Origin of the sequence: Terriglobus roseus DSM 18391, assembly GCF_000265425.1 — a bacterium.
GTDB lineage: Bacteria > Acidobacteriota > Terriglobia > Terriglobales > Acidobacteriaceae > Terriglobus > Terriglobus roseus.
This window is the reverse complement of the sequence record NC_018014.1, coordinates 3,224,469-3,248,822: the sequence shown is the minus strand read 5'-3', so window position 1 is coordinate 3,248,822 and position 24,354 is coordinate 3,224,469. Positions and strand designations below refer to the sequence as shown.

Below are 24,354 nucleotides of genomic sequence, written 5' to 3'. Positions count from 1 at the left end.
GCGTTTCCTCTCTGGGGCTGTGGTGCTTAATGGCTTGTTGCGGACTCGTAAGCAGCAGGCTGCGGATCCACCTTTTGCCCGTCCGACAGACCGGTGTGGCGGCCAACTATGACCTTGTCACCGGTGTTCAGACCGGAAAGAATCTCAACGCGATTCGCTGTCTGCAGACCAACCTTCACGGAGACCTGATGGATCACGCCATCGCGTACCGTGTAAACCTGCTGCACACTCGTGCCGAGGCCATCCACTGCATCCAACGGAACGCTGAGTGCCGCAGGACGATTGGCAAGATGCAAATGCACTTCGGCATACATGCCGGGCACAAGTGATCCATCAGGATTGGGCACATCGACTTCGGTGTTCATGGTGCGCGTTGCCATCTGGATGGAGTCGGCGGTGCGCGAGACCTTGCCCTGCAGGGTGCGGTGCAGGCTGCCCACCTCCACGTCGACTGTTTGTCCGTCACGCACGTCTGAGACTGCGTTGACCGGGATGGGCAGCGTGAGGCGCAGACGGTCATTCTGTGCGAGTGTGACCACCGGCATTGCCTGCGTCTGCGAGGAGGTACCGGCCTGGATCATGGAGCCGGTGTTTGCAAAGCGCTTGGTGACCACACCTGTGAAGGGCGCACGAATGGTAGCGTACTGCATCATCGTGACGGTCCGTGCGTACTCCGATTCGGCTTGTAGCTTCTGCTGCTCCGCGGCCCTCAGGGACGAGTTCGCACCGGCAAGCTGGGCGGATGATTCCAACTGCTTGGACTGCGCGACATCGATCTCCTGACGTGGCACCAGGCCCTGGTCGCGTGCGGCCACGTCCTTGATGCGCTGGAACGATAGCGAGGCAATATTGGCCCCAGCCTGCGCGCGCTGAATGGCGGCCTGGGCCGTGATCACATTGGCCTCGGCAGCGGCAACGCCTGCCCTGGCCTTCGCAACGTCGTCCTGAATCTCCGGCACTTCCAACGTAGCGAGTACAGCATTCTGCTGTACGTGGCTCCCGATGTCGACGTTGATCGCCCGAACGTAGCCAGCGACCTTCGCCATCACGTCCACTTCCTGAAATGGGCGAAACTCTGCAGAGAGAACGAGATTGTTTTCGAGGCTTGCTGCCTCGGCCGTTGCAACCGGCACCGTTACCACTGGAGCCGCAGTCGGTGCCGGCGCCTTGCAGCCCTGCAGGACCGCGATACCAGCGATCGCACTCGCGGTTAATACCTTCTTGATAGCAACCAAAGCCGGCTCCCTTAGTTCAAAAGTCCTGCTGCAAAGTCGAGCTCTGCGCGTCGTGACAGATAGGTGTAAGTTGCACCCGCTGAAGTAATCTCTGCGGACGTCTCGTTGAGCTGCGCTTCGTTCAACTCCACAATGCTGCCCAGGCCCGCGTCGTACCGGTCCTGCGCCAGTCGCAATGCTTCCTTGCTCTGAGCGACGAGTCGGGCGGTGACGCTCAGGCTTCGATAGGCCTCATCGGCGCGATACCAGGCGTCACGCACCTGCTCATTCACCTGGAGCTGTACCTGCTCGACATCTCGCTGACGAGCGGTGGCCTCAAGCTCCGCCTCAGCGTGCCGTGCGGCGAACAGGTTGCCGTTGAAGATGGGGATGTTTAGGTTGAAGCCAGCAGCAGCGTAGCGGTCATGCAGCGTGTGGTCGTGGAAAGGGATCTGACCGGCTGCCCCCAGCACGTTGAGCGAGGGATAGCTCAACCGCTTCTCGGCGAGAGCCATTTCATGCGCGGCTTGCTGCGATGCCTGTGCCGCACTTAGATCGGCACGCTGCGTCTGTGCCTGCTGCTGCAACGCATCGGGCGCGGGTGGCAATGTGTCGGCGATGGTTGCCGGCTCCGTCAGAGCTTCGGTGACGGGCTTCCCTTGTCCCATCGCTGTTGCCAGGCGTGAGCGGTCCTGCGCTACTACGCTCTGCGCCTGCACCACCGCAAGGTCCGCTTCGCTCTCCAACACATTCGCGAAGTTCACATCCAGCGTGGAGCGCAACTCGCTCTGCGCCAGTGCGGACAACTGTCGCGAGATGAGATGACGGTTGGCCTGTGCGGCCTGCGCGGCTCGCAATACAGCCTCCGCGCCCAGCACGCCGAAGTACGCTTCGCGCACATTCAGGCGGACCTGCGCCTTCGTCAACGTTGCCATGTCAGCCTGTGCGGCGGACTGAAATTTTGCGCTGCCAACAAGGGCGTTCGTTCGGCCGAAATCTGTTACCAGTTGCGTAAGATTTCCGCCGTAGGCAAACCGGTCGGAGACGGCAGACGTAGTGACGTTGCCTGCAGCAGTTGATGTACCCGTGTCAGCGACCAGTGCTCCCGTTGCGTTGAAGTTCACCGTCGGAAACAAGCCGGACCTAGCCTCGCGGATACGCTGTGAGGAGGCGCGGGCACGCAGTTGCGCGGCCAGCAACTGCGGTTGGCGGGCGATAGCGGTCGTCTCTGCCTGGTCGAGGGTAAGAGCCGGCGCTATAGCCGTCTGCCCACCCGCTCGGACGGCCGCGGCCAGCAGGAATATCGCAATGTAAGAGGCGCGAACGTTCGCCATTAACGGCTGGCCTGCTGGACCGGCAAAACCTCCAGCAGTGCCGTGGAGTGCTTCGGCACTTCCGCGGTACGTCGTGCGGAGACGAAGGTCAGCGTGGAGGGTTGCGCGACGGATCCCGTTTCCACCGCACGCATGCCCGTAAAGCCGTACACGCCGCAGGCCGAGGCGGAGTAGATGCCCATGGAAACTTCCGTCGATCCACCATCGCAACGTCCGTTCGAGATCAGGTGCGCATAGACACCATCGCGACGGTTGTAAGCGACTACATCGCCATCTTTGTCCTCGATGCCATCCTGCGAGGCGTACAACTGGTCGCCACCTACAAGGGTGCGTGTACTGCGCGAGTCCAGATCATTCGACAGCGGTGCGTAAGCGTTGATGCTGGTGATCGAATCAGCCATCGCGCGAACCGTGACGTTCAGCGGAATGGAGACTGTGCCGTTCTGTACGCTGTCGAAGTGGATGGAAAGCCGTGATGTAGTCTGCTTTGCGTACGGCGTTTTATCGAAGATGTACCCCGCCGCCTCAACGACGTGACCTGTAACGTGCGCGCCGGAAGGGATCACGGCACCGCTGGAAAGCTTAACCTGTTGGAAGGTCTTTGCCTCCACGATGTCCCCGGCCTTGGCGTGGTTCGCGTCGACGGCGCGCGTGAAGGTGATGGGCAGGGTGGTGGATGCGGCCAACGAAGGAGCCTGCGCAAGAACGGCCAGCGGCGAAAACAGTAGTAACGACGGGAGAGCGAGGATGCGGGACATGGTGACCTCCGGGTCAGGGGAGCCTGCTAGCCCGAAGTTGACCATCGCTACGCCTTACACTCCCTTACAAGAATCTGACAAGAGAACCGGGCCGCTTGTACCCTGTGGCGCGGTGCGAAATCATAGGTAGGGACAGAGGAACATGCATGGTACAGGCTCGCTCGAAGATTCTGGTGGTTGAGGACGATCGGAAGCTGTCCTCCGCACTGGTGTCGGGCATTGAGGCCGCCGGTTACGAGGTAAGCGCTGCCGCCTCTGCCGAAGAGGGTTTTTTCCTCCTGCACCGTCTACAGCCTGACCTGCTTTTGCTGGACCTGACCCTCCCTAATCGCAACGGTCTGGAAGTACTACAGCAAATACGGCAGGAAGGCCTCGACGTTCGTGTGCTGATCCTCACCTCGCATAACACCATTGACGATCGTGTTGCTGGGTTAAGAACGGGCGCCGATGACTACATGGGCAAGCCGTTTTCTTTTCCTGAGTTAATCGCTCGTATCGAGGCGTTGCTTCGCCGCGTGCTGCCACCGTCACCGCCGCAGAAATTAGTCGTCGGGGATCTGACGCTGGATGTCCGCGCCAGAGCCGCCACTCGCAGCGATGCAAAGCTGGAACTTACTGCCCGTGAATTCGATCTACTGCTCTACTTGGCAGAGAGCAATGGCAGAACGGTTTCGCGCGAGATGCTGGCTCGCGATGTCTGGCAGGAAACTTCACGATACACACCGCTCGACAATGTCATCGACGTCCAGATGGCGCGCCTTCGCCGCAAGATCGACGATCCATTCGAGGTCAAACTTCTCCAGACGGTGCGTGGCATTGGCTTCAGCCTGAGGGAGCCATAAGTGCGCCTCGGCCGACCTGCAAGCATCCGTGCCCGACTTACGTTCTGGTATGTCGGTGTTCTGGCTGCGATGCTGCTGGTCTATGCGGTCATCGTCTTTGTTTTCCAGTACGCGACACTCACCAACCAGATCTTCCATGATGAAGTGCAGGACATTGTGACTGTCGAAGGCCTCCTCTACTTCGATGGGCATGGCACCTTGCAGCTTCGGCAGGACTATTACTCGCGGCCGCAGTCACACCTCTTGGTCGATCGCATGATGGAAGTGCGAGATCTTTCGGGGAACACCCTCTACAGCAGCCCAACACTGCGCGGTCTGTCATTGGGAGGACCGAGCCAGCCCAACGAAGGTGATGCCGGCTTCAACGAACACATTACGCGTCTGGCGGACGGGAGTTACGCCTTCGTCATCAGCCATGTTCACGGCATGGGCGGGCGGATGGTACTCATCCGTTTGGGTTATAGCCTGGCGCCACTTCGCGATCGCATGGTGCAGTTCCTCTTTATCCTGCTCATCGCTTTCTCGCTCGTACTCGCGGCAGCAGCAGCGGCGGGGCAATTCATTGCAAAGCGGGCGCTACTGCCGCTGGAACTGATGAGCGCCCGGGCAGCCAGCATCACGGCCCACAATCTCAGTGACCGCCTTGTCATTCAAAATGCCGAAGATGAACTAGGCCATATGGCCCTCGTCTTCAACCACCTGCTGGAGAGGTTGGAACAGTCGTTTCAGCAACTGCAACGCTTCACTGCAGATGCTGCTCATGAGTTGCGGACGCCGCTTGCATCCTTGCGTGCCGTGGGTGAAGTCGCGCTCCAAAAGGAAGAAAACATTGAGAGCTATCGCGAGGCGCTGAGCAGCATTCTTGAGGAGACCAACCGGCTGAATGAAACAGTCGACAGCCTGCTACTACTGGCCCGCACCGAAGCAAACTTCGGCACAGAGGATGCGGAGGTCTTCGCCATCGGCGAACCGGTCCGCGAAATCCTGAACCTTCTGGGTGTGCTGCTGGAGGACCGGCGTATCCGAATCGAAACTGCGGGTGTGTACGAGAGCCGAACCAGGGTCAGGGCCAGTCGCGGTCTGTTGCGCGTAGCCCTGATGAATGTCTTGCACAACGCGCTGAAATTCTCAGCCGAAGATGCCGCGCTCAGGATCACCTATCACCACCTGTCTGCAGAAGATTGTGTTCAGTTGGTCGTGGAAGACGAGGGCCCCGGCATCGATCCGTCCGAACACGAAAGGATCTTCGAGCGTTTTTTTCGTGGGCATCAGCAACCTCGCCAGGGTGAAAACGGCACTGGTCTGGGGCTGCCCATCGCGCGACTCATCATCGAACGCAGTGGCGGCACGATCCGATTCGATAAGACCGCGACTGCTGGGGCTCGCTGCATCATCCGACTTCCCGCTTACGCCGACTAAAAGACTACGGCAGAAAGTAGCGGAAGCTGGTGTAGACCATGTTCTTCATTGAGATTGCGCACCGCCGGTTCCCATCGGCCTGAGCGCGAATGGAAGCGGCGGACCGCAGACAGCTTGTGGGACCGCTATACACGCCACAGTCCGTCGCGCAGCATATTGCACCAAGTCGAGCGTCTCTCGTACGCAGGTGCCTGTCCCATCGGCTGAGAGCGACATCCCTTCCGGAATCGGGCACTGGAATTCACCTCGGTCGCGGGGAACTCGCCTTAGTATTGCTTGATTTTTCGTGCATTGAAATCTCAGTTGACGCATTCAGGTCAATGCACTTATTGAAGCGGATCTGTCTTCATGAATGCTCCTCGTCACAAGCCAATGGCTGCCGGGCAGTTAACTTGTCGGGGCCGTCCCGTCGTTAGACATATGTGGAAGTTTAAGTTTTGGTCTTGGGCTTCCGAGGATGATTTTTGCAAGTCCGTGACCAGCTGGGCCTGTTGGGCGCGGTAGGATGTTGCCACAACTCACGCAGTCACTTTCAGGAGGCGATTTGATGGCAGTTCTGGCAGGTAAGGCGGCTTTGGTTACGGGTGGCTCCCGCGGGATTGGGGCTGCGATTGTGTTGCGGCTGGCGAGCGAGGGCGCGAGCGTGGCCTTTACCTACAGCTCGTCGAGTGAGCAGGCGAACAGCCTGGTTGAGAAGGTTGCGGCGGCTGGTGGTAAAGCGATCGCCATCAAGGCGGATGCGGCGGACCAGGAGGCTGTGCGGGCTGCGGTGCGCGAGACGGCGAAGCAGTTCGGCAAGATCGACATCCTGGTGAACAATGCGGGGATCATCGTTCTTGGCTCGATCGACGAGATCAAAGAGGCTGACTTTCAGCGCATTCTCTCGGTCAACGTGCACAGTGTCTTCACGGCGACGCAGGAGGTACTGCACCACATGCCGGACGGTGGACGCATCGTTCACATTGGCTCAGTGAACAGTGAGCGGATGCCCTTTGTGGGTGGTTCGGTCTATGCGTTGACGAAGGGCGCGATCTTCAGCTTTACGAAGGGACTGGCTCGCGACCTGGGTCCGCGTAACATCACCGTGAATAATATTCAGCCGGGTCCGGTGGATACGGAAGGCAATCCTGCGAGTGGCCCGTTTGCCGAGACGCTGCTTGGGCTGATGGCTCTGAAACGGTATGGGAAGGCTGAGGAGATCGCCGGGATGGTGAGCTATCTTGTGGGACCTGAGGCCGGGTATATCACCGGGGCAAGCCTGCTGATCGATGGCGGTTTTGCTGCCTAGTGCGGCGGCTATAACCGGGGCTTCGCGGTCTTCTGCTTACAATGTGAAGACTTATGGAAGCTCCTCCAATCAAGACCATCAGCAGTCGCACGGTGTACCAGAACAAGTGGTCGCGTGTGCGCGAGGACGTAATTGAGCGTACGGACGGTGTGCGCGGTTTGTATGGCGTGCTGGACAAGGATCCGGCGTGCATTGTGATTCCGCTGGAGCGGACTGCTGACGGCGACTTTCTGACGCTGGTTCACCAGTATCGCTATTGCGTTGAGGGAAGCTTTTACGAGTTTCCGCAGGGTGGCTGGGAGCAGGGCGAGGATGTCGATGTGGAGGCGCTCGCTCGTGGGGAGTTGCGTGAGGAGACGGGCCTGAGTGCGGGCAAGCTGACTAAGCTGCATGCGAACTGGATTGCGTATGGTGCGATGCGTCAGCGGCACCATGTGTGGCTGGCCGAGGAGCTAACGCAGGGTGAGACGGCGCTGGAGGCGGAGGAGCATGGGTTGACGGCGCATCGCGTGAGCGTTGAGGAGTTTGAGCGGATGATCTTCGATGGGCGCGTGGAGGATAACTGCACGCTGGCTGCGTGGGGGATTTATCTTGTTTGGTCGCGCGGGCGGTAAGGCCTTCGTCGCCGTTTGAGACGGCCTGCTTCATGGCATGCAAAAGAGCCTCCCTTGCGGGAGGCTCTTTTGTTTGCTGCGGTGGTGCTGGTTAGTAAATGGTGCGGACGTTGGGTTCGCGGTCCCAGGTGCGGCCTGCTGCGGCTGCTTTCAGGTAGGCGTCTGCGTCGTCGGTGATGAGGCCTGCATCGGGTGTTACGCCGGCGCGGGTGAGGAGCGGTTGTGCGCCTGCGGTTGTGCCGATGACCTTGAGGTGGGCGAAGGCGTCGGAGACCCATGCGACGGCACCGGACTCCTTGGCGAGTGCCTTGGCGCCGTCTTCGCTAAGTGCGAGGAAGACGGTGTCGAAGAGCACGGAGGGGCCGCCAGCGAGCTGGAAGTCGCCTTCGATGGTCTTGCCGTCGGCGCTGGTGGCGCCGCCGACCTTGGGTGCGATCACGGCGAAGTCAGCGCCGAGGCGCTTGGCTGCTGCCTTGAGCGACTTGACCATCTCGAGGTCGGTGCCGTCGGCGACGAGGCAGCCTACCTTGCGGCCCTTGAGCGTTGCCGGTGCCTTGGCAAGGATGCTGAGTGCGGGCGAGGGCTTGAGGTCGGTGCGCGCAGCTACTCCGGTGGGGAAGGCTGCGGGTGTCGACTTCATACCGAGGCCTGCGGCCACGCGGTCTGCAATGGTCTGATCGACGTTGGCGAGTTGCGAGACCACGCGCTCGCGGACGGGCAGCGTCTCGACCTTGGACAGCTCGAAGATGAAGGCGGCGATGATGTGGTTCTGCTCCGTCTCCGTCTGCGAGTTGAAGAACTGCAACGCCTGCGAGAAGTGATCGCCGAAGCTCTCTGCGCGGACGCGGCGCTTATCGCCGGTCATGGTCTCGTGGAAGGTGGAGTTTGCGCTGGGATCCTGACGCGGGCTGTCCACTTCGAGGGAGCTGGGTGAGTAGGAGACGCGACCCTTCTGCGGTGCGATGGTGTGTGCACCGTCACGCTGCATGTTGAGGACCGGGCAGCCGATGCCCTTGGGCTGGTTGACCGGGATCTGCTTGTAGTTGGGGCCGCCGAGGCGCGAGATCTGCGTGTCGACGTAGCTAAGGATGCGGCCCTGCAGCAGGGGATCGTTGGTGAAGTCGATGCCGGGGACGACGTCGCGGACGCAGAAGGCGACCTGCTCGGTCTCTGCGAAGTAGTTGTCGACGTTGCGATCGAGGACCATGCGGCCGATGACGCGCAGCGGCAGGATCTCTTCCGGGATGAGCTTGGTCGAGTCGAGGATGTCGAAGTCAAACTTGTCCGCGAAGGCCTGGTCGAAGAGCTGGACCGCGAGTTCCCATTCGGGGAAGTTGCCGGCTTCGATGGACTCCCAGAGATCGCGACGGTGGAAGTCGGGGTCGGCGCCGTTGATCTTCACGGCTTCATCCCAGATGAGCGACTGTGTGCCGAGCTTGGGGCGCCAGTGGAACTTCACATAGGTGGACTCGCCCGCGTCGTTGATCAGGCGGAAGGTGTGAATGCCGAAGCCTTCCATCATGCGGAAGGAGCGGGGGATGCCGCGGTCGCTCATGACCCACATGAGCATGTGGGTGGACTCGGGTGTGAGCGAGGCGAAGTCCCAGAAGGTGTCGTGTGCGGAGGCGGCCTGCGGGAAGCCGCGGTCGGGCTCCTGCTTGACGGAGTGGATGAGGTCGGTGAACTTGATCGCGTCCTGGATGAAGAAGACGGGGATGTTATTGCCGACGAGATCCCAGTTGCCTTCGGAGGTGTAGAACTTGACGGCGAAGCCGCGGACATCGCGTGCGGCGTCGAAGGAGCCCATGTTGCCGGCGACGGTGGAGAAGCGCGTGAAGACGGGCGTTTTGGTGCCGGTCTCGTTGAAGATCTTGGCCTTGGTGATGCCGGCCAGTGAGTCGGTCAGTTCAAAGTAGCCGCGTGCGCCGTAGCCGCGAGCGTGGACGATGCGCTCAGGAATGCGCTCGTGATCGAAGTGCTGGGTCTTCTCGAGATAGAAATGGTCCTCGGCGAGGGAGGGTCCGCGCTCGCCGGCTTTGAGCTGGTTCTCGTCATCGTGAATGATGACGCCGCCCTGGGTGCGCATGGCGGGATGGGTGCCACCGGCTACCTGGTGCAGCTCGCCACCGTCGCCGACTTCATGGCCGATGGTGTTGCTCTCGAGGACGGCGGCGGTGGTGGGCGTTACCTTCTTGTCTGTATCGGACTTCAGCATTGATTCTCCTGGGGGATGCAGGAGGTAGGATGCCGGGTGAGCAAGAGAATGGTGGTCGTCTGGATGAAATGGCGTTGAATGTGCGGGTTGTGGCTGATGCCAGACTTAAGCGAGCTTGCGTCACTGAATCTCGTACAGTGAGAGCGACGAAGGCGTTCCACACACAAATTGCTTGCCATCACTTGAAAATGCTGTCCAAGAGCGTTGCTCTGGCACAGCCTCACTCTTAATCGTGGCCATCACAGCTCCCGTAAGAGCGTCATAGATGTCAAAAGTTTCCGAGGAGACGTAGGAGGGGTCGAATCCCCTGGTCCGTTCGCAAGCAATCGCGAACCGGCTACCGCTTCGTGATACACCTGCGAACTCTCCCGTCTTGCAGCTCATCTGCTTTTCGAAGATTCGTTTGCCACTGGTATCTAGCACCGTGACGTTGCCGCAGCCCGTAAATAGAATACGGTCGTTGTTCAAGACCGACGGACGGCCAGCGCAATCGCCGTGGTAAAGAAGATGCTGACGACCTTCGGCGTCCAAGAGAGTAACGAACGATCTGTCCTTCGGGTAATCGCTAATCCAATGAACATTATCTGTTATTAGAAAATTTGCCCCTGCCGATACAGGCACGAAAATCGGTAGTCGCTCGCCTATGTTTAGGAGAGTTTCAGTATCTATGAACTCGTTTCCAGGTGCGATTTCTCGAACAAGAGTAGTGCCGTCGGGAGAAATGGTAACCGTGCGGCCATGGCCGGGCTCGGAGAAGGCGACGGCCGTTTTCTTCAAATCATTGGTGAATTGCTGCAAATCGTAATGGCCGACAATCACTCTGTCATTGGCTGTTGTGAAGAGAAGAGGATTGCCCTTCGAAGGAATATCGACCGTAGTAACAGTCTTGCCTGACTCGATCGCCAACGAGTAGAGCTGCGCAGGCAAGCCTGTGCCAAAGCGCGGAACCGTCAAGGCCACGACTCGATCGCCGAGTATGGCAACGTGACGTGTTCCCTCAAATGTTGATTGTGTGCTGCCGGCGGAGTCGCTCGCATTCTGCAACGAGACCGTCCAAAGCTTCCTGGCTGTATGTTGCCCGGAGCAGAGAGACGAAGACAGGACAAGACTGCAGGCGAGGAGCTTGATAACGGTCGTCATAACTTAGTGGATCGTCTTCATTCGGCGGTTCATGAAGTCTTGCAGGACGTAACTGCCTAGTTTGTCGGGGCTGGTGAAGTAGGCTTTGCCTTTGCACATGGCGCTTACTTTTTGCACGAACTGCATCAGTGCGAAGTCCTGCGCGAGCATGAAGGTGTTGATGACGATGTTGGCTCGCTTGCAGCGGCTTACTTCTTCGAGCGTTTCGGCGATGACCATGGGGTCGAGGCCGAAGGCGTTGCGGTAGATGCGACCGTCGTCGAGGGTTAGGGCGGAGGGCTTGCCGTCCGTGATCATGACGATCTGCTTCATGTCTTTATTGCTGCGCGAGAGGATGCGGCGGGCGAGGCGCAGGCCTTCACGGGTGTTGGTGTAGTACGGGCCGACCTTGACGCGGGCTACCTGCTGGATGGGTAGCTCTTCTGCGGAGTCGTGGAAGAGGACGAGGTGCAGGGAGTCGCCGGGAAACTGCGTGCGGATGAGGTGTGAGAGCGCCATGGCGACGCGCTTGGCGGGTGTGAAGCGGTCTTCGCCATAGAGGATCATCGAGTGCGAGCAATCCAACATGACTACTGTCGCGCAGGATGACTGGTACTCGGACTGGTTGATGATGAGGTCGCTGTACTCGACGTTGAGCGGGAGGGTGAGGCCTTCGCGCTGCATAGCGCTTGAGAGGGTGGCGTTGACGTCGAGGTTCATGACGTCGCCGAACTCATAGGGCTTGGTGCTGCCGCTGGACTCGATGCCGCTGGCTTCGTAGTTGGTATCGTGCCGGCCGCTGACGCTGCGGCCCATGCCGCCGAGCAGATGGCGCAGGGACTTGTAGCTGAGGAAGTCCATGCTCTTGTCGGTGACATGGAAGCGGGCTTCACCCTGTGGTGGCGCGGGCTGCGCGATCTCGCCGGTGTCGGTCTTGCCCTGCATGTCCGACGCTTCGCCGGCCTGCTGCTGGATGTAGTCACCGGACTGCATGCGTTCGACGAGGTCATCGAGCATCTGTTCGCGCTGCTGCTCGTTCATGTCGTCGTACTGCTGCTGGGCTTCTTCGTCGAGGAAGTCGCCGGACTCCATCACCTGCTTCAGGGCTTCGCGCAGGTTGTCGAGGGTGTGTTCGCCGTTGAGTTCCTGGAAGCGCGAGAGCGGGTCCTGGAAGCCACTGTCGAGCATGAAGTCGCTGAGCGCTTCCATCAGGTCATCGAGGCCGATGCCATCTGCGAAGTTGCCGTTGAATTTTGTGTAGCGTGTGCGCTTCATAGCACTTCGTGCCGTTCTCGACGCGCTCCGCGCGTGGGGTCAGGGCGTTCGGTTTCGACAAGGTTCGTGGTGGCAGTTGCTCCTGCTTGGTTCGCGCCTGTGGCGCGAATCCCCACCTTAGCTTCGCGAAGGTGGGGCACCCGGCTCATCGACTTTAGTTGAAGCCTCGCTTGGATCGGTTGCGGTAGTCGTCTCGTTCGCGGAGGTCTTCGCCGAAGTTCTGTGCTCGCTCCTTGCGTGTCTGCTTTTCGCTTGCGCTGAAGCTGCGTTCTTCGTTGCGGCTGATGCGCTTGTGTGCGGTCATGCCTTCGAGGAGGAACTCTGCTGCGGAGACGAGGGCTTCGTTGCCTGCGCGCTTTTCGAGTGACAGCGGCTTCAGCTTATCGAAGAGTCCCTGGATCTGCTGCAGTTCTTTGAGCGACTGTTCGGCAGAGACTGCGTCCGAGAGTTGCACGGTGCCGCCCAGGTTGAACCACTGTTCGATCTGCTGCGTGTTGGCCTCGGCGAAGTAGCCGTCGAAGGTGCGCTTGACTGCGGTGAGGATGATGTCGCGGACGACGGTGTCGGCGCCGCGCATCTCGCCTTCGTACTCGAGTTCTATCTTGCCGGTGATGCCGGGCAGCGAGGTGTAGATGTCGCCGATGCGGGGCACGGCGACGGTCTCGCCGTGGGTGAGGGCGCGGCGTTCTGCGTTGGAGATGACGAGTTCCATGACGGAGATGGGCAGGCGCTGCGAGACGCCGCTGCGCTTGTCGACGCGCTTGTCTTCGCGTGCGACGAAGGCGATCTGCTCGACGGTCTCGCGGATGTAGCGGGGAACGTCGATGTCGAGTGCGGAGCGGGTGGACCAGGCTTCCTGCTCGGTGACGGCGATGGCCTGCTCAATGGAGTCGAGGTAGTGTGTGCGGATCTCGGAGCCGATGCGGTCCTTGAGCGGTGTCACGATCTTGCCGCGGGCCGTGTAGTCCTCGGGGTTTGCGGAGAAGGTGATGGCGACATCGAGCTGCAGGCGGACGGGGTAGCCCTTAATCTGCACGTCGCCTTCCTGCATGATGTTGAAAAGTGCGACCTGGATCTTGCCGGCGAGATCGGGCGCTTCATTGATGGCGAAGATGCCGCGGTTGGCGCGGGGCAGCAGGCCGTAGTGCATGGTGAGTTCGCTTGAGAGCTGCTCGCCGCTGCGTGCCGCCTTGATGGGGTCGACATCGCCGATGAGGTCGGCCACGGTGACGTCGGGCGTTGCGAGCTTTTCGACGTAACGTTCATCGGGCGTGAGCCATGCGATAGGGGTTGCGTCACCCTTGGCTGCGATCAGGTCGCGCGAGTACTGCGAGAGCGGCTTGTACGGATTGTCGCGAATCTCGGAGCCTGCGATGTAGGGAACCACGGCATCGAGCAGCGTGGTGAGGCCGCGCAGGATGCGGCTCTTTGCCTGACCGCGCAGGCCCAGCAGGATGAAGTTGTGGCGGGAGAGTACGGCATTCACGATCTGCGGGATGACCGTGTCTTCATATCCGACGACGCCGGGGAAGATGGTCTCCTTCGCACGCAGCTTGGCGATGAGGTTTTCTCGCAGCTCGTCTTTCACGGAGCGCGTGACACGCTCAAAGGTCCACTCGGAGGTGCGGAGTTCACCCAGTGTTTGCGGCAGATCAGACGGGAGCGAATGCTTGTTTGCCATCGGTATCAGTATAGGAGTCGTCGAGGGGCCGTTTGGTCGCAGGCTGCTTTGCCTTTCGCGGGCCTATCAGACGACTGCGGCCGGTTTCGGCGCGTCCACAATGGCCGTTCCGGCTGCTCCGTGCGCCATGTGCTGTTCGATCAGGAGGATCGCCGCGACGGTGGTCAAGGAAACGAGTTCGCCATAGATGCGTGTTTCGGACAGGACACCCCAGGCGAACATGGTGATGAACCATGGAAGGGCGACGAGAGCGTAGTTGCCGAAGCGTCGCGGCCGGATGCTGGGGTGTAACAGCAGAACGAACGGCAGCATGTAGCCGCAGATATTTAAAAGCGCAGGCCATGCAGCGGGGTACAGGCTGTGCAGGTTTTCTACGACGCGCAGGTAGTTCTGGCTGCGATCGTTGCCGGCAAACATGCGTGAGAGTACGAGTTCCGGGACGAGCCAGGCGACGCAGAGCAGCAGCAGCCGCAGCCATGAGACCCGTGCCAAGCGGAAGCGATCTCGCCAGCGTGTGATGGCCTCGCCCTCCGGCACGCTTGCCGCATCGATCAGGAAGAGGCAGATGAGGAAGAGCGTCGTCTCCCGGTTGAGCGTGCCAATCAGAACGACAGCGACCAGCGGCCAGAAGCGGCGCGTGTAGATACAGAGCAGTCCGCCGGTGAAGAAGGCGAGGCTTGGCAGGTCGTAGGGCAGGTAGGTGTTTTGTTCGACGTGCACCGCGTAGGAGAGCAGCGTGCAGAGCAGCAGCAGGGGATAGACGAACGCTGCCATGCGCCCCTGCGGCGAGACCGCTCGATAGAGTCGCACGGCGAGATAGCCAGTGATGCCGAGGGCGATGGTGCTGAGGATCAACGAGCAGCCGCGTGCGGGTGGCGAGAGCACGATGTGATGCTTCAGAAGGAAACGCACCAGCGGCGGGATCTGCAGCATGTACCGGATGATGATGGCTGGTAGATACCGCTTCTGAAAGGGGAGCGGCGCGGTCCCGTGAAGGTACGCGTCGAGATCGATGCCGGGGATGGATGCCATGTAGAAGCGCACCACCTGCAACGTGCCCAGGATGTACGTCACCCAGGTAAGAATCGCCAGGAGGTTTTTGCGGAGCGCTGATTGACTTGGCATGATCTCAGGGGAGTATTTCACGAGAGACCGGAGCCAGCGGCGGCCCCCTTATGCTTCCAGTTCGTCCAGCAGTGCCTGCATCTCCGAGGCAGCGTGGGTGTTGCGGGTGCGGGTTGCGGCGGCGAGACCGTCCTGAAGGCGCGCGACGGCTTCGTCGTTGCGATGGAGTTTGGCCAGCGTCTGACCGCTCATCTGGTAGGCGGGAACGTAGTCGGGATTGTGCTCAGTGGTGGCTGCGAACTCGGCGAGTGCGGCGTCGTTGTTGCCCTGTGACAGGTGCTCCATGGCCAGGCCGTAGCGGGCAAAGCTGTCTGCCGGGTTTGCGGCGAGGATTTCGGTGAGCATCGCGATCTTGTCCATGGGGCTATTGGACGCTGGAATGCCGCTACAAGGCAAATGGGGTCGGAAGTACACTGAAAGCGATGGATGAACAGCACAGTACGGTTTTCGCGTCGCAGGCGGAACGCAGCGAGGTGATCTTTCCCGGCGATTCAAACTCGCTGGGTAACCTGTTTGGCGGCCGGTTGATGCAGTTCATCGACTTGGTGGGTGCGGTTGCTGCGTATCGTCATGCGCGGTCGACGGCCGTGGTCACGGCGAGCATGGATCACCTGGACTTTGTTGCGCCGGTGCATGTTGGCGATCTGCTGATTTTGAAGGCGAGCGTGAATCGCGCCTTTAAGACGAGCATGGAAGTGGGCGTGAAGGCGATGGTGGAGGATCCGAAGACGCGGCAGTTGCGTCATGTGTCGACGGCTTACGTGACCTATGTCGCTGTCGACCAGTCGGGAACGCCTGTGCCTGTGGAGCCGGTGGTGCCGGAGACGGAGCACCAGAAGCGGCGGTATAACGATGCGCAGCGGCGGCGTGAGAATCGTGCGGAAGAGACGGCGCGGAAGCGTGAGTTGCGCAAGGTATTGACGATGGATTGGCACACGTAGCATTTCGTGCCGTTCTCGACGTCGCTTTGCGACGTGGTTCGTACTGACGTAAAGATTTGAGAGATGCCGGGCCCGCGCCCGGCATCTGGAAGACGAGAAGGTAAAAGGTTATGGCACAGGCAGGACAGGCTCAGCAGGGGCCGCAGGCACTTCCGGGAATTCGTGCAGTGATTGCTGTGGGCAGTGGCAAGGGTGGCGTTGGTAAGACGACGGTTGCGGTCAATCTGTCGATTGCGCTGGCGAAGCTGGGGCATCGCGTTGGCTTGATCGATGCGGACATCTACGGACCGAATGTGCCGATGATGATGGGGCAGACGCGTCAGCCTTCGGTTACCGATGACAGCATGATGGAGCCGCTGGAGAGCTTTGGCGTGAAGTTCATCTCGGTGGGGCTGATCTCGCCCGGCGATAAGCCGCTGGTGATGCGTGGACCGATGCTGCACCAGATCATCCGGCAGTTCCTGCAGCAGGTGAAGTGGGGCGAGCTGGATTACCTGATCGTCGATCTGCCTCCGGGTACGGGCGATGTTGTGATCTCGCTGGTGCAGACGGTGCCGCTGACGGGTGCGGTCGTGGTTTCGACCGGCAGTGGTGTTGCGCTGCAGGACGCACGCAAGGCTCTGGAGATGTTCCACCAGGTGAACGTGGAAGTGCTGGGTCTGGTCGAGAACATGTCGCAGATGCGCCTGCCGAACGGCGAAGTGATCGACGTCTTCGGTGCGGGGGGGACGGCTGCGACGGCTCGTCAGTACAACCTGCCGTTCCTGGGCGCGGTCGATCTAGATCCGGCGATTCGTCAGGGTGGCGATCGTGGTCTGCCGGTGGCTCTGGGTGGACCGGAAGATGCGCGCGCAAAGGCGTACTTCGACATTGCGAAGGAAGTCATTGATCGCGCGGAGGATGTGCTGGAAGAGTCGAAGGACGTTGTGGAGATTTCGTAGATTTCGACGGCGGAAGGCCGATATCTGCGTCTCCGGGACTCACATCTTGCGCGGGACGGCGTTAGAATATTTGTATGGCAGATCTGCGCGAGACCGGCTGGGAGTTACATGCGCGGCAGCGGGCGATTCTTTCTGCGGCGATTGAGCTGTATGTGCAGACGGGCGAGCCCGTGGCATCACAGGCGATTGCCAGTGTCAGCGGTCTGAGTTCGGCGACGGTGCGCAACACCATGGCAGAGCTGGCGGACGCGGGCATGCTGGAGCAGCCGCATACCTCGGCGGGACGTATCCCGACGGCGCGCGCGTTTCGGCTGCATGTAGAGCAGATTCGCGGTGCGAACCGGATTGGGCCACGGCTGCTGCCGGAGCAGTCGCGCACGCAGATCGATGCGTATCTGTTTGGCGTAGCGGGTGCGGATGCCTTCCTGGAGCGCACGTCGCAGGTGCTGGCTCTGTTATCGAGCGGTGTGGGCGTTGCGCTGGCGACGGTGCAGGCCGGGGATCAGTTGGAGCATGTGCACTTTCAGCGGCTGGCACAGCGTAAGGTGCTTGCGGTGGTCGTCACACGCAGCGGCGCTGTGCGGGATCGGGTGCTGCTGCTTGCGAACGACTTGGCAACAAATGAACTTGAGAGTGCCGCGCGCTATCTGAACGAGAATTTCCGTGGATGGAGTGTGGAGCGCGTGCGGTCGGAGATACTCTCCCGCGCCGAGCGCGAGCGCAGCGAATACCAGCGAATGTTGCAGTCGGCTGAGGAGCTTTGGTCGCGCGTGGTGCCGGACGATCGTGGTTCGGAGCAGACGCTTTATGTCGAAGGTGTATCTAACCTGCTGGGCGGAACCGATACGGACCGTGTGCGTCTGCGCGAGATGCTGGCGGCGCTGGAAGCGAAGGAACGCATCGTGACGCTGTTGACGGCGTATGTGGATTCGCATGAGCGTAGCGTGCGTGTGGTCTTCGATATGGAAGAGCGCGCGCCGGAGATGCAGGGGCTGGTGCTGATTGCGGCGCCGGCGATGATCGATGGTTCGCGACGCGGCACGGTGGGCGTGATCGGCACGCAACGCATGCACTACGAGAACACGATCAACGCAGTGGGGTATGTGGCGCAGTTGTTCGCACAGTCGGTGGGCGGCGAATCCGCGGACGGCGCTGGACAGTCTTAAGTGTTGGGTTAGGCCGGCGTGGACTTTTGCAGCGTTTGGCGGAGCAGGGCAAGGCAGGACATGATTTCAGATCGTTACAGGAAGTGGATGGGCATGAACGGAACGGAACAGACAGAAGCGGCGACCGACGCCGAGATGATGACGGCTGCTGAGGCCGATGAGACGATTGCGGCCAGCGATGCCGATGTTGCGACTGTGTCGCAGGCCGAGTTCGACCAGGTCAAGGGCGAGCGCGATCAGTTGATTGATCGCATGGCACGTCTGCAGGCGGAGTTCGACAACGCTCGCAAGCGTGAGGCGAAGGAGCGCGCGGACTTCCGCGACTATGCCGTCGGTAACGCAGCGGAGTCGTTTCTTGGTGTGCTGGACAACTTTCAGTTGGCGCTGAAGTCGCAGGGATCGCCGGAGCAGTTTCGCGCGGGTATCGAACTGATCGCCAAGCAGTTTGACGATGCCGTGCGGAACCTGGGTGTTGTGCCCGTGGAGACGACGGGTCAGCAGTTTGATCCGCGCTCGATGGAGGCGCTTGGATCGGTTGAGACGACAGAGTTTCCGGATGACGCCGTGGTGGATGAAGTGCGTCGCGGCTATCGCATCAAGGAGCGTTTGCTGCGCCCCGCTTTGGTGCGTGTCGCGGTAAACAACAGTACGCATCAGGCTTAGAGGATGTGCGGCCTCCCCGGCATGGCCATGCCATGTCTGCGGCCAGGCCGCGAGATCTCTTCCTCGTTGTTCTCCTTTCGGTGAGCGATGAGGAAGAGAAGAGTATGTGCAACATGCGCCGGCACGAACCGCGTCGCAAGCTGAGGAGATAGCTTTGGCAGGAGCCACGGTGAAGGCTGACTACTACGAGATTCTGCAGGTCACGAAGACCTCTTCCGATGCGGAGATCAAGACCGCGTATCGCAAGCTGGCCATGCAGTTCCACCCCGATCGCAACCCCGGCGACAAGTCCGCGGAAGACAAGTTCAAGGAATGCTCGGAGGCCTATGGCGTCCTGAGCGATCCGCAGAAGCGCGCAGCGTATGACCGCTATGGTCACGACGCGTTTGGCGGCGGCGGCCGCGGTGCGCCGCAGGGCGGTGGATTCCCGGGTGGCTTCGGCGGCTTCTCCGGCGATCCGCAGGACCTTGGCGATATCTTCGGCGATATCTTTGGCGAGATGTTCGGCGGCGGTGGTGGCGGCGCTCGCAAGGGCAGCCGCGCACAGCGTGGACGCGATCTGCGCTACGACATGTCGCTGGAGTTTGAGGAAGCGGTCTTCGGCAAGGAGCAGGAGATCCGCATCAAGCGCAGCGAGACGTGCGACGACTGCAACGGCACGGGCTCGGCCAACGGCAAGCAGCCTGCGACGTGTTCGCAGTGCCGCGGCGCCGGCCAAGTGCGGTATCAGCAGGGCTTCTTCTCCGTGGCGCGCGCCTGCCCCAAGTGCGAGGGCAGCGGTGTCACCATCACCGATCCCTGCAAGACCTGCCATGGCGAGAGCCGCGTGCAGCGTGAGCACACCATTACGGTGAAGGTGCCGGCGGGTGTGGAAGATGGCACGCGCATCCGTTACCAGGGTGAGGGCGAGGCCGGTAAGCTGGGCGGTCCTGGCGGCGACCTGTACGTGGTGCTCAGCGTCAAGGAGCATAAGTTCTTCCAGCGTGATGGAGACGATCTGCACTGTGTGGTGCCGGTCAGCTTCCCTCAGGCGGCGCTCGGCGACGAGTTGGAGATTGAGACGCTGGAAGGTTCTGCCTTGCTGAAGGTGCCGGAGGGCACGCAGAGCGGCAAGAGCTTCCGCATCAAGGGCAAGGGGGTGCCGCACCTGAACAGCCACGGCAAGGGTGACCTGGTCGTGGAAGTACGTGTACAGACGCCGGGCAAGCTTTCGAAGAAGCAGAAGGAGTTGCTGCGCGAACTAGCCGACACCATGAAGGTGGACAACGCACCACACTCGCATGGCATTATGGATCGCGTTAAGGACATCTTCAGCTAACGGTTATGGCGCTGCGCATCGGACAACTCGCATTGGCACTGCTGGGCATGGTGTTGCTGCTGCGGTTCGGTGCGGTGCGTGAGCCGGGATGGGGCGAGAGTACCTTCGGCCATCCACCGCACTGGACGTTTCACACCATGCCGCTTGCCGGCGGTGTTCTATGCCTGGTGGTTGCGATGGGCCTGATCTTCGTCCACGAAGAGTAGCGTTGCGATTTGCTTCATGAAAAGCCTCCGGAGATTCCGGAGGCTTTTTGCTTTAGCGCAGTGCCGAGGTGATGGCGAGCGCTGCGATCGCGGCTGTCTCCGCGCGCAGGATGCGTGGGCCCAGCGTGACCTGCTGCCAGCCGTTGTCAACGAAGAGTTGCATCTCATCGGGCGTCCATCCACCTTCCGGGCCGATGGCGAGCGCGATGGAGCTGTTCTGCGGGGCAGCTTCGAGCGCCGCGCGTAGTGTGTTCTCTTCTTCGGTCTCGGCGAGCAGCAGCTTCACCGGCTCGTCGATCGTTTGCAGTAGCTGCTTCAGCGTTGCGGGATCGTCGACGGTCGGAACGTCACTGCGGCGCGACTGTTGCGATGCCTCGCGAACGATGCGGCGCCACCGTTCGACACGCTTGGCTGCGGCGAGCGCAAGGTGCTTCTCCGTTCGACGCGCGAGGACCGGTGTGATGCGTGCCGCGCCGAGCTCCGTCGCCTTCTCGATGCCCCACTCCAGATGATCGAACTTGAAGACGGCGAGCAGCAGGCGAACGGGCAGGGCAGAGTCTGCCTCATGCTCTTCATGCAGTGTGAAGACCACCTCATCTTCGTGAACACTGGTCACCTCTGCGCGATGCAGGAAGCCATCGGCGACGACGTCAAAGATCTGTCCGGGTTGCGCGCGCAGAACACGCGCAAGGTGCGACGCCTGGTCGCCCGTGAGCGAGGCCTGGGTGCGGTTGCTGTTCCACTTATCTGCGATCCATCTGCGGCGCGTCATCAGTAGCAGTGTATCGAGAGTGTGGGCAGTCGGATAGAAAGTCAGTTGGATCGACCGGTCGGAGCTTCTATGTCGATATCGCCTTCTCTCATATGAGAGAAAGCTAAACCTCAGCGGCTAAAGCCGAGCGTGCGGAGGTTTGAGGGCACAGCTGAAGCTGTGCCCTTCCGGACCACCAACATTCTTACCGGAGCAAGTTCAGGTGAGTGGATGTGTTGTCTGTGAACGCAACGCGGGGAGCGCTTGCGCGCTCCCCGCTATGACTTGCTTTGCCTTGTTGCATCGCGGCCTTTGCCACCGCTTTGCCTTGTGCCGTCGCTCTACTCTCCCTGAGTGAGAAGACATGCGCGCCGCAACGTGTTGTTGCAGCTAACGAATGTATAGAAGCACGTGAGAAGAGTGTCAACAAAAAAGTGTGCGTGCATCATCATGCGTGAGTCTATTTCTTCATGCGACGCGTGCTGCGCTGCGCGTGACGCATGCGGCCGATCGTCTCGCACTGCATGCGCGAAGAGAAGTGCCATCACGTTGAAGTGGCTACGGACGCGTGCGGTGCGCGTCAGCGTTCACGCGCATCGCCAGTATCCATGAGGGTTTTGTCAGCATTCGATGACGTTGAGTGCGAGGCCGGCGAGCGACGTTTCCTTGTAGCGCGACTGCATGTCGAGGCCGGTCTGGTACATCGTCTTGATGACCTGGTCGAGCGACACCTTGTGTTCGTCGGTTTCGTTCATCGCCATGCGCGTTGCGTTCACGGCCTTCACTGCGCCCATCGCGTTGCGTTCGATGCAGGGGATTTGCACAAGGCCACCGATGGGATCGCAGGTCATGCCGAGGTTATGCTCCATGCCGATTTCGGCGGCGTGTTCCACCTGCAGATTCGTCCCGCCAAGCGCAGCGACGAGACCACCCGCAGCCATGCTGCAGGCGACGCCGACTTCACCCTGGCAGCCAACCTCTGCGCCGCTGATGGATGCGTTCTCCTTATAGAGGATGCCAATCGCGGCGGCTGTGAGGAAGTAACGGAGAAGTCCTTCGTCATCCGCGTCCGTGATGAAGTCGCGATAGTAGCGTGCGACTGCGGGTACCACACCGGCTGCTCCGTTGGTGGGGGATGTGACGACGCGGCCACCGGCTGCGTTCTCTTCATTCACAGCCATCGCGAAGACAGTTACCCAGTCGAGTGGTGCGAGCGGATCGCCGGATGGCTTGTCGCCGAGGCGCGCCGTCAGACGCGGTGCGCGTCGCCGCACGTGCAGGCCGCCGGGCAGGATGCCGTCGTTGCGCTTGCCGCGTTCGATGGAGTCGTTCATCACGGCCCACAACGCCATGACGCCGTTGCGCACATCGGTACGGGCGTCGCCGGTCTTCGCAATGCGCGGTCGCAGGATCTTCTCGTCTGCCATCATCGCGATCTCGTTTGCGAGGACAAGGTCAGCGATGGTGATGTTGTTGGCGGCTGCGACTTCAAGCAACTGCGCTGCGCTGCGGAAGGCGAAGGGGATCACACGCGATGACTCCGGCGTGGCGGCGCCGCTGGTGGAGAAGCGTTCTGCCGTGATGATGAAGCCGCCGCCGATGGAGTAGAAGACCTCTTCTGCGAGCGTCTCGCCTGCATCGTCGAAGGCGCTGAAACGCACGCCGTTGGGATGTGTCGGCGTGTCCGCATCGGGATACATCTGGTCTTTGTGGAAGAGAAGATCGCGATCGCGCTGGAAGGAGACCTGTCGTGTGCCATTGAGTGTGAGTGAGCCAGCTGCGGCTTCAGCGAGGATCGCGTCGTGACGCGTGGGCTCAATGGTATCGGGTGTCTCCCCGGAGAGGCCGGTCAGCACGGCTGAGTCCGTGCCGTGTCCGATGCCGGTGAGTGCGAGCGAGCCATAGAGATCGATGCGGACGCGTGCGACGCGGTCAAGGACGTTGCCGCGCTGCACGCCGCGAAGGAAGGCGAGCGCTGCGCGCATGGGAGCGACGGTGTGCGAGCTGGATGGGCCGATGCCGATCTTGAAGAGTTCGAAGAGGCTTGTCACAGATGTGATTCTAGGCTTCTGCGGAAGGACAGGGGAGGCCGAGCGGCGGCTGTTACTTCTTTGCGGCGCGCCTCTTTGTCGCTGCCTTGCTTACGACGTTTCGGTATGCCGTGGTGATGGCGCCGCTGAGGATGTCTTCGTCTGCGTCGAGGCGGATGAGGGTCATGCCCATGCGACCCCATCCGCCGTGGACTGCTTCGAAGATGTCGCTGCGCTCCGCGAGGAAGTCGGCCTGCTGCTTGAGTGTGAGTTTGAGAGTGCCCTGGTTGCGAGCGGCGTATGCGAGTGTGACGAAGATGCGATCGTTCACGCGAAAGTCAGCAGCACCGGCGTGACTGCCCTCGGCTGCACCGGGCAGGCCGAGGGCGATGCGACGGAAGCGTTCGATCGCTTCCGTGTTTGTCATTGCTTCTTCTTGGTAGCGGTGGCTGGCGACTTCTTTGCAGCGCCGCCAGCCGCGTCGACATTGCGAATGTAAGCGGCGCTCGCGGTGAAGCGGACGTTGTCCTTGCTGTCGGTCAGCAGGGCGCGAAGAGCTTCGCGCACCGCATCTCCGCGATAGGTTGCGAGAGCTTCGGCTGCAACCAGGCGTGCGCCGGCGTCCTTGGTCTTTGTGGCTTCGATCAGCGCGGTCTGCGATGGCCCGGTGTGTTCGTTGGCGATCTGCGTGATGGCCGTCACCTGCGGGGATGTGCCCCCGGTGCTCTTCAGGTAGCCGTAGGCGCCCATGCCCATGCCGACGGGCGGCACAAGGATGACCATGCTCTGCTGTGCGGCGATCTTGGCCAGGGCTGCAGGGCTGTGCAGCGTGCGGTTCGCGTTGTGCTTGCTGCCCTTCCAGAAGTTGTAGTCGCCGGAGCGCTCACCCTCAGCAACGGCAAGCAGAATGTCTTCGCCGGAGGGATCGTCCAGCTTCCACAGCGTGCTTGCGGCGGTGAAGGCGACCTTGGGATCGGGATCGTTCAACTGATCGCGTATCTCGGAGGGGAAGCTGCGCGATCCGTTCTTTGCCATCTCACCCGCAGCGACGATGGCGGCCAGGCGGACATCGATGTCGGAGTCATGCATGGCATTGCCGACGAGGCGCTCGGCGCGTGGTTCGCCGCCGAGCAGCGACAGGCCACTGATGGCGGCGATACGGACGTCTGTGTTCTTCGTGCCGGTGACTCCGTTTTCGAGGCGGGTCCATGCGGCTTCGATCAGGACTGCGGGGCGTATTTCATCGGGTGCGCCGACGACCTGCGCATCGGGATTGGTGGTTTGCGCGGGAAGTTGCGGCAGCGAGAAGACCGAGAGAAGTGCAAGTGTGGCAACAGGGGTACAGCGAAGGCGCATGAACGTTCCTTTCAAAACGTGACCGTGGACGGGAATATGTTGTGTCCCTTTTAAGATGCGCTACACTGCGCTCCTGCACCATATTGAAATTCTTTGAA

General features: G+C 60.9%; 23 protein-coding genes. 10 read left to right on the top strand and 13 right to left on the bottom strand.

Annotated elements, in window-relative coordinates; genetic code table 11:
* Positions 1-26: 26 nt before the first annotated feature.
* The 3 genes from TERRO_RS13290 to TERRO_RS13280 are packed head-to-tail and all read right to left on the bottom strand — an operon-like array spanning position 27 to position 3,306.
* Positions 27-1,235: an efflux RND transporter periplasmic adaptor subunit gene (locus TERRO_RS13290; protein ID WP_014786208.1), complete on the bottom strand. Its 1,209-nt coding sequence runs from the start codon at positions 1,233-1,235 to the stop codon at positions 27-29.
* 11 nt (positions 1,236-1,246) lie between these two features.
* A complete protein-coding gene (locus tag TERRO_RS13285; protein ID WP_014786207.1) occupies positions 1,247-2,548 on the bottom strand; it encodes a TolC family protein in 1,302 nt (433 codons plus the stop codon).
* The gene (locus TERRO_RS13280; RefSeq protein WP_041592578.1) at positions 2,548-3,306 is read right to left on the bottom strand and encodes a hypothetical protein; all 759 of its coding nucleotides are present in this window, start codon (positions 3,304-3,306) and stop codon (positions 2,548-2,550) included. The genes TERRO_RS13285 and TERRO_RS13280 overlap by 1 nt, the downstream gene beginning before the upstream one ends.
* A gap of 146 nt (positions 3,307-3,452) precedes the next feature.
* On the opposite strand from TERRO_RS13280, the gene TERRO_RS13275 reads away from it, so the two are divergent.
* From TERRO_RS13275 to TERRO_RS13260, 4 genes are all read left to right on the top strand, one after another.
* On the top strand, positions 3,453-4,148 hold the full coding sequence (locus TERRO_RS13275) for a response regulator transcription factor (RefSeq protein WP_014786205.1): 696 nt from the start codon (positions 3,453-3,455) through the stop codon (positions 4,146-4,148).
* The gene (locus tag TERRO_RS13270; protein ID WP_014786204.1) at positions 4,149-5,567 is read left to right on the top strand and encodes an ATP-binding protein; all 1,419 of its coding nucleotides are present in this window, start codon (positions 4,149-4,151) and stop codon (positions 5,565-5,567) included.
* 547 nt (positions 5,568-6,114) lie between these two features.
* Positions 6,115-6,855: a 3-oxoacyl-ACP reductase family protein gene (locus TERRO_RS13265; protein WP_014786203.1), complete on the top strand. Its 741-nt coding sequence runs from the start codon at positions 6,115-6,117 to the stop codon at positions 6,853-6,855.
* A gap of 53 nt (positions 6,856-6,908) precedes the next feature.
* A complete protein-coding gene (locus tag TERRO_RS13260) occupies positions 6,909-7,469 on the top strand; it encodes an NUDIX domain-containing protein (RefSeq protein WP_014786202.1) in 561 nt (186 codons plus the stop codon).
* A 91-nt stretch (positions 7,470-7,560) separates the two neighbouring features.
* On the opposite strand, the gene TERRO_RS13255 is transcribed toward TERRO_RS13260, so the two are convergent.
* From TERRO_RS13255 to TERRO_RS13230, 6 genes are all read right to left on the bottom strand, one after another.
* The gene (locus TERRO_RS13255; RefSeq protein WP_014786201.1) at positions 7,561-9,684 is read right to left on the bottom strand and encodes a catalase; all 2,124 of its coding nucleotides are present in this window, start codon (positions 9,682-9,684) and stop codon (positions 7,561-7,563) included.
* Between the two features lie 120 nt (positions 9,685-9,804).
* A complete protein-coding gene (locus tag TERRO_RS13250) occupies positions 9,805-10,644 on the bottom strand; it encodes a hypothetical protein (protein ID WP_157178343.1) in 840 nt (279 codons plus the stop codon).
* 183 nt (positions 10,645-10,827) lie between these two features.
* Positions 10,828-12,078 (bottom strand): vWA domain-containing protein, encoded by a 1,251-nt coding sequence (locus TERRO_RS13245; RefSeq protein ID WP_014786199.1) that lies wholly within the window; start codon positions 12,076-12,078, stop codon positions 10,828-10,830.
* Positions 12,079-12,232: 154 nt separating this feature from the next.
* Entirely contained in the window at positions 12,233-13,759 is a 1,527-nt protein-coding gene (locus tag TERRO_RS13240) for a magnesium chelatase (RefSeq protein ID WP_014786198.1), read from the bottom strand.
* 66 nt (positions 13,760-13,825) lie between these two features.
* Positions 13,826-14,884 carry a hypothetical protein gene (locus tag TERRO_RS13235; RefSeq protein ID WP_014786197.1) on the bottom strand — a complete coding sequence of 353 codons (1,059 nt, stop codon included), beginning with the start codon at positions 14,882-14,884 and terminating at the stop codon, positions 13,826-13,828.
* A 48-nt stretch (positions 14,885-14,932) separates the two neighbouring features.
* On the bottom strand, positions 14,933-15,244 hold the full coding sequence (locus TERRO_RS13230) for a tetratricopeptide repeat protein (RefSeq protein WP_041592577.1): 312 nt from the start codon (positions 15,242-15,244) through the stop codon (positions 14,933-14,935).
* Between the two features lie 62 nt (positions 15,245-15,306).
* Here TERRO_RS13230 and TERRO_RS13225 point away from each other — a divergent pair, with 62 nt between their 5' ends.
* The 6 genes from TERRO_RS13225 (at position 15,307) to TERRO_RS13200 (ending at position 20,119) form a co-directional block, all read left to right on the top strand.
* Complete coding sequence (locus tag TERRO_RS13225; RefSeq protein WP_014786195.1) at positions 15,307-15,825, top strand: acyl-CoA thioesterase; 519 nt, start codon at positions 15,307-15,309, stop codon at positions 15,823-15,825.
* Between the two features lie 110 nt (positions 15,826-15,935).
* Positions 15,936-16,766 carry an Mrp/NBP35 family ATP-binding protein gene (locus TERRO_RS13220; RefSeq protein WP_014786194.1) on the top strand — a complete coding sequence of 277 codons (831 nt, stop codon included), beginning with the start codon at positions 15,936-15,938 and terminating at the stop codon, positions 16,764-16,766.
* A 74-nt stretch (positions 16,767-16,840) separates the two neighbouring features.
* Positions 16,841-17,932 carry a heat-inducible transcriptional repressor HrcA gene (gene hrcA / locus TERRO_RS13215; protein ID WP_014786193.1) on the top strand — a complete coding sequence of 364 codons (1,092 nt, stop codon included), beginning with the start codon at positions 16,841-16,843 and terminating at the stop codon, positions 17,930-17,932.
* A gap of 93 nt (positions 17,933-18,025) precedes the next feature.
* A complete protein-coding gene (locus tag TERRO_RS13210; RefSeq protein WP_041593280.1) occupies positions 18,026-18,595 on the top strand; it encodes a nucleotide exchange factor GrpE in 570 nt (189 codons plus the stop codon).
* A gap of 154 nt (positions 18,596-18,749) precedes the next feature.
* Positions 18,750-19,913, top strand: coding sequence for a molecular chaperone DnaJ (gene dnaJ / locus TERRO_RS13205; protein ID WP_014786191.1), 1,164 nt, complete (start codon positions 18,750-18,752; stop codon positions 19,911-19,913).
* A gap of 5 nt (positions 19,914-19,918) precedes the next feature.
* Positions 19,919-20,119, top strand: a complete 201-nt coding sequence (locus TERRO_RS13200; RefSeq protein WP_014786190.1) for a hypothetical protein — start codon at positions 19,919-19,921, stop codon at positions 20,117-20,119.
* A 52-nt stretch (positions 20,120-20,171) separates the two neighbouring features.
* Here the strand turns inward: TERRO_RS13200 and TERRO_RS13195 are convergent, their stop codons facing one another.
* From TERRO_RS13195 to TERRO_RS13180, 4 genes are all read right to left on the bottom strand, one after another.
* Positions 20,172-20,891, bottom strand: coding sequence for an RsmE family RNA methyltransferase (locus TERRO_RS13195; protein ID WP_014786189.1), 720 nt, complete (start codon positions 20,889-20,891; stop codon positions 20,172-20,174).
* A 599-nt stretch (positions 20,892-21,490) separates the two neighbouring features.
* Positions 21,491-22,921, bottom strand: coding sequence for an L-serine ammonia-lyase (locus TERRO_RS13190; protein ID WP_014786188.1), 1,431 nt, complete (start codon positions 22,919-22,921; stop codon positions 21,491-21,493).
* Between the two features lie 52 nt (positions 22,922-22,973).
* Positions 22,974-23,327 (bottom strand): MmcQ/YjbR family DNA-binding protein, encoded by a 354-nt coding sequence (locus TERRO_RS13185; protein ID WP_014786187.1) that lies wholly within the window; start codon positions 23,325-23,327, stop codon positions 22,974-22,976.
* The gene (locus TERRO_RS13180; protein WP_014786186.1) at positions 23,324-24,256 is read right to left on the bottom strand and encodes a HEAT repeat domain-containing protein; all 933 of its coding nucleotides are present in this window, start codon (positions 24,254-24,256) and stop codon (positions 23,324-23,326) included. Before TERRO_RS13180 ends, TERRO_RS13185 begins: the two co-directional genes overlap by 4 nt.
* Between the last annotated feature and the right edge of the window lie 98 nt (positions 24,257-24,354).

What these genes read in the sequence shown, in the direction of transcription:
- TERRO_RS13285 (WP_014786207.1), bottom strand. Translation starts at nt 2,548, where the DNA reads ATGGCGAACGTTCGCGCCTCTTACATTGCGATATTCCTGCTGGCCGCG.
- TERRO_RS13280 (WP_041592578.1), bottom strand. Translation starts at nt 3,306, where the DNA reads ATGTCCCGCATCCTCGCTCTCCCGTCGTTACTACTGTTTTCGCCGCTG.
- TERRO_RS13275 (WP_014786205.1), top strand. Translation starts at nt 3,453, where the DNA reads ATGGTACAGGCTCGCTCGAAGATTCTGGTGGTTGAGGACGATCGGAAG.
- TERRO_RS13265 (WP_014786203.1), top strand. Translation starts at nt 6,115, where the DNA reads ATGGCAGTTCTGGCAGGTAAGGCGGCTTTGGTTACGGGTGGCTCCCGC.
- TERRO_RS13260 (WP_014786202.1), top strand. Translation starts at nt 6,909, where the DNA reads ATGGAAGCTCCTCCAATCAAGACCATCAGCAGTCGCACGGTGTACCAG.
- TERRO_RS13255 (WP_014786201.1), bottom strand. Translation starts at nt 9,684, where the DNA reads ATGCTGAAGTCCGATACAGACAAGAAGGTAACGCCCACCACCGCCGCC.
- TERRO_RS13245 (WP_014786199.1), bottom strand. Translation starts at nt 12,078, where the DNA reads ATGAAGCGCACACGCTACACAAAATTCAACGGCAACTTCGCAGATGGC.
- TERRO_RS13240 (WP_014786198.1), bottom strand. Translation starts at nt 13,759, where the DNA reads ATGGCAAACAAGCATTCGCTCCCGTCTGATCTGCCGCAAACACTGGGT.
- TERRO_RS13235 (WP_014786197.1), bottom strand. Translation starts at nt 14,884, where the DNA reads ATGCCAAGTCAATCAGCGCTCCGCAAAAACCTCCTGGCGATTCTTACC.
- TERRO_RS13230 (WP_041592577.1), bottom strand. Translation starts at nt 15,244, where the DNA reads ATGGACAAGATCGCGATGCTCACCGAAATCCTCGCCGCAAACCCGGCA.
- TERRO_RS13225 (WP_014786195.1), top strand. Translation starts at nt 15,307, where the DNA reads ATGGATGAACAGCACAGTACGGTTTTCGCGTCGCAGGCGGAACGCAGC.
- TERRO_RS13220 (WP_014786194.1), top strand. Translation starts at nt 15,936, where the DNA reads ATGGCACAGGCAGGACAGGCTCAGCAGGGGCCGCAGGCACTTCCGGGA.
- hrcA (WP_014786193.1), top strand. Translation starts at nt 16,841, where the DNA reads ATGGCAGATCTGCGCGAGACCGGCTGGGAGTTACATGCGCGGCAGCGG.
- TERRO_RS13210 (WP_041593280.1), top strand. Translation starts at nt 18,026, where the DNA reads ATGAACGGAACGGAACAGACAGAAGCGGCGACCGACGCCGAGATGATG.
- TERRO_RS13200 (WP_014786190.1), top strand. Translation starts at nt 19,919, where the DNA reads ATGGCGCTGCGCATCGGACAACTCGCATTGGCACTGCTGGGCATGGTG.
- TERRO_RS13195 (WP_014786189.1), bottom strand. Translation starts at nt 20,891, where the DNA reads ATGACGCGCCGCAGATGGATCGCAGATAAGTGGAACAGCAACCGCACC.
- TERRO_RS13185 (WP_014786187.1), bottom strand. Translation starts at nt 23,327, where the DNA reads ATGACAAACACGGAAGCGATCGAACGCTTCCGTCGCATCGCCCTCGGC.
- TERRO_RS13180 (WP_014786186.1), bottom strand. Translation starts at nt 24,256, where the DNA reads ATGCGCCTTCGCTGTACCCCTGTTGCCACACTTGCACTTCTCTCGGTC.